General features: G+C 66.8%; 3 protein-coding genes and 1 pseudogene. 3 read left to right on the forward strand and 1 reads right to left on the reverse strand.

From position 1 onward, the window contains the following. The 3 genes and pseudogenes from ABW137_RS23475 to ABW137_RS23485 all read left to right on the forward strand — a co-directional run. Positions 1-445 (forward strand): annotated as a pseudogene (locus ABW137_RS23475) (hypothetical protein); the annotation flags it as partial. Positions 446-460: 15 nt separating this feature from the next. Then, a complete protein-coding gene (gene sucD, locus ABW137_RS23480) occupies positions 461-1,363 on the forward strand; it encodes a succinate--CoA ligase subunit alpha (RefSeq protein ID WP_526403856.1) in 903 nt (300 codons plus the stop codon). A 140-nt stretch (positions 1,364-1,503) separates the two neighbouring features. Then, a complete protein-coding gene (locus tag ABW137_RS23485) occupies positions 1,504-3,039 on the forward strand; it encodes an acetyl-CoA acetyltransferase (protein ID WP_526403857.1) in 1,536 nt (511 codons plus the stop codon). Between the two features lie 11 nt (positions 3,040-3,050). Here ABW137_RS23485 and ABW137_RS23490 read toward each other — a convergent pair. Then, on the reverse strand, positions 3,051-3,730 hold a 680-nt coding region (locus ABW137_RS23490), incomplete at its 5' end, for an LLM class F420-dependent oxidoreductase (RefSeq protein ID WP_526403858.1).

Consider the following 3,730-nt stretch of genomic DNA (forward strand, 5'->3'; position numbering starts at 1 on the left):
CAAGGTCATCGTCCAGGGCATCACCGGCGGCGAGGGCACCAAGCACACCGCGCTGATGCTGAAGGCCGGCACGCAGGTCGTCGGCGGCGTCAACGCGCGCAACGCCGGCACCAACGTCAGCCACAAAGACAAAGACGGCAACGACGTCGAGCTGCCGGTGTTCGGCAGCGTCGCGGAAGCCATCAAGGAGACCGGCGCCGACGTGTCGATCGCCTTCGTGCCGCCGGCCTTCTCCAAGGACGCCATCATCGAGGCGATCGACGCCGAGATCCCGCTGCTCGTCGTCATCACCGAGGGCATCCCGGTGCAGGACAGCGCGTATGCGTGGGCCTACAACGTCGAAGAGGGCCGCCGCATCCTCGACGAAGCGAACCACCCCCTGGTCATCCAGGCCGACACCATGGACGCCGGGGCCGATAAGGCCGCCGAGCTGGCCAACAAGTAAGGGAGCCAACAACTTATGTCTATCTTCCTGAACAAGGACAGCAAGGTCATCGTCCAGGGCATCACCGGCGGCGAGGGCACCAAGCACACCGCGCTGATGCTGAAGGCGGGCACGCAGGTGGTCGGCGGCGTCAACGCGCGCAAGGCCGGAACTGAAGTGACGCACGTAGACAAAGAAGGCAAAGAGGTCAAGTTGCCGGTGTTCGGCAGTGTCGCCGAGGCCATCAAGGAGACCGGCGCCGACGTGTCGATCGCCTTCGTGCCGCCAGCCTTCTCCAAGGACGCGATCATCGAGGCCATCGACGCCGAGATCCCGCTGCTGGTCGTCATCACCGAGGGAATTCCGGTGCAGGACAGCGCCTATGCGTGGGCCTATAACGTCGACAAGGGCGAGAAGACCCGCATCATCGGGCCGAACTGCCCAGGCATCATCACCCCAGGCGAGTCGCTGGTCGGCATCACGCCGAACAACATCACCGGCAAGGGCCCGATCGGTCTGGTCTCCAAGTCCGGCACGTTGACCTACCAGATGATGTACGAACTGCGGGATCTCGGCTTCTCCACTGCCATCGGCATCGGCGGCGACCCGGTCATCGGCACCACTCACATCGACGCCATCGAGGCGTTCGAGAAGGATCCCGAGACCAAGCTGATCGTGATGATCGGTGAGATCGGCGGCGATGCCGAGGAGAAGGCAGCGGCCTACATCCAGGCCAACGTGACCAAGCCGGTCGTCGGCTACGTCGCGGGCTTCACTGCGCCCGAGGGCAAGACCATGGGCCACGCCGGTGCCATCGTTTCCGACGGCGCGGGCACCGCGGCAGGCAAGCAGGAGGCGCTTGAGGCCGCGGGGGTGAAGGTCGGCAAGACGCCGTCCGAGACCGCCGCCAAGGCCCGCGAGCTGCTCGAAAGCCTTTAACTGCACCGAGACTGCGGTCGGGTCGCGATGACGTCGAGTCGCGATCCGGCCGCAGTCTCGCGTTGGTCAGAAGGTCCAAATTTGGAACACGTTCTAGTTTTCGGTTAGCCTGGCGAACTAACAGGGCCAGGAGGTTCGCCATGCAGGTCGATCCGCACACGCCGGTGCTCGTCGGCGTCGGACAGTTCACCGAACGCATCGACGACGCCAATTATCGCGGGATGTCCGCCGTCGACCTCGCGACGGAAGCCACCCGCGCCGCGCTTGCCGACACCGGCGCCGACGTCCACGACGTGGCACGGGCGATCGAGGTGTTCGCCGGGCTGCGACAGTTCGAGATCTGCACACCGTTCGCCGCACCGCCGCTGGGCGCCTCCGACAACTACGTTCGCTCGGTGGCCCGCCGCGTCGGGGCGGATCCCGCGCGCGCCGTCCTCGAGCCGATCGGAGGCAACGGACCGCAAAAGTTGGTGACGGAGTTCGCCGCAGCGATCGCGGCCGGCGAGATCGAGGTCGCGTTGATCCTCGGTTCGGAGCCGGGCAGCACCGCAAAGTACTTCTCCGATCGCGACCAGAAGCCGGACTTCACCGAGCACGTCGGCGGCCAGCTCGAGGATCGTGGTTACGGCTTCGAGCAGTACATGAGCGAATACACCGCAAAGCATGGGCTGACCGGCGCACCCGTGCAGTACGGACTGCTCGACAACGCACGAAGGGGCCGCCTAGGACTCGGCGTCGGCGAATACCGCACGCGGATGGGCGAGCTCTTCGCGCCGTTCACGCGAGTCGCCGCCAACAACCCGTATTCGTCGTCGCCGGTCGAGCGTTCGGTCGAGGAGATCGTCACCGTCACCGACGACAATCGGATGATCTGCGACCCGTACCCGCGCCTGCTGGTTGCCCGCGACACCGTCAACCAGGGCGCCGCGGCGCTGCTGATGTCGGTGGCGGCCGCCCGTCGCCTGGGGGTGTCCGAGGAGAAATGGGTGTACCTGCGCGGACACGCCGACCAGACCGAGCAGGATCTGCTGGACCGCGTCGAGCTCAGCATCAGCCATTCCGCGAAACAGGCTGTCGCAGAGGCGCTCCGGGTGGCGGGTATCGGTATCGACGAAGTGTCGACGTTCGACCTCTACAGCTGCTTTCCCTTTCCGGTCTTCGCGGTGTGCGACCAATTCGGGCTCGCCGCCGACGATCCCCGTGGGCTGACGCTCACCGGCGGTCTGCCCTACTTCGGGGGGCCGGGCAACAGCTATTCCCTGCACGGCATCGCCGAGACCGTCGTCGAAATGCGTTCCAAGCCTGGGTCATTCGGACTGGTCGGCGCCAACGGCGGTGTCATGAGCAAGTATTCGGTGGGGATCTACGGCACCGAGCCCGCCGACTGGCGGCCCGATCGAAGCACGGGTCTGCAGAGGGACATCGCGGCGCTGCCGAAGGTGTCGGTGACCCGCGACGCCGACGGCCCAGGCGTCATCGAGACGTACTCGGTGCGCTATGACTGGCCGGTGACCACCGGCGTCGTCATCGGCAGGCTCGACGTCGACGGCAGCCGGTTCATGGCCATCACGGAGGACGAGAACCTGGTCGCGCTGATGTGCGACGGCGACCCGCTTGGCGTGCGCATCGAGGTGAAGTCGACCGACGACGGCATCAACCACGCGACGCTGAGCTGAGGGGTCGGCTCCTACACCAGGGCCGCCAGCTTGCCCGCCAACCTCTCCACGTACCCCGCCACCTCGGCCTCGGCCTTGTCCGGCAGGCCGAACAGGACCTCGGTGACGCCGAGGTCGGCCCACCGGGCCAGCTTGTCGGCGTCGGGCTTGAAGTCCAGTGCCACGATCTGCGGGGCGCCAGCACGTCCCGCCGCTGCCCAGGTGTCCTGTAGCAGCTTCACCGGGGCATCGATGTCGAAGTCGCGAGGGGTGGTGATCCAGCCATCGGCGGAACGGGCGATCCACTTGAAGTTCTTCTCCGTGCCCGCGGCGCCGACGAGCACGGGGATGTGCGACTGCACCGGCTTGGGCCAGGCCCAACTCGGACCGAACTTCACGAACTCCCCGTCGTACTCGGCTTCTTCCTGCGTCCACAGCGCGCGCATCGCTTCGAGGTACTCGCGCAGCATCGTGCGGCGTCGTCCCGGCGGAACGTCGTGGTCGGTGAGTTCGTCGGTGTTCCAACCGAACCCGACGCCGAGACTGACCCGGCCGCCCGACAGGTGGTCCAGCGTGGCGATGGACTTGGCCAGGGTGATCGGGTCGTGCTCGACGGGCAGGGCGACCGCCGTCGACAGCCGCACCCGGGACGTCACGGCCGCCGCGGTGCCCAGGCTGACCCACGGGTCCAGCGTGCGCATGTAGCGGTCGT

Origin of the sequence: Mycobacterium sp., assembly GCF_040509115.1 — a bacterium.
Classification (GTDB): domain Bacteria; phylum Actinomycetota; class Actinomycetes; order Mycobacteriales; family Mycobacteriaceae; genus Mycobacterium.

What these genes read in the sequence shown, in the direction of transcription:
- ABW137_RS23485 (WP_526403857.1), top strand. Translation starts at nt 1,504, where the DNA reads ATGCAGGTCGATCCGCACACGCCGGTGCTCGTCGGCGTCGGACAGTTC.
- sucD (WP_526403856.1), top strand. Translation starts at nt 461, where the DNA reads ATGTCTATCTTCCTGAACAAGGACAGCAAGGTCATCGTCCAGGGCATC.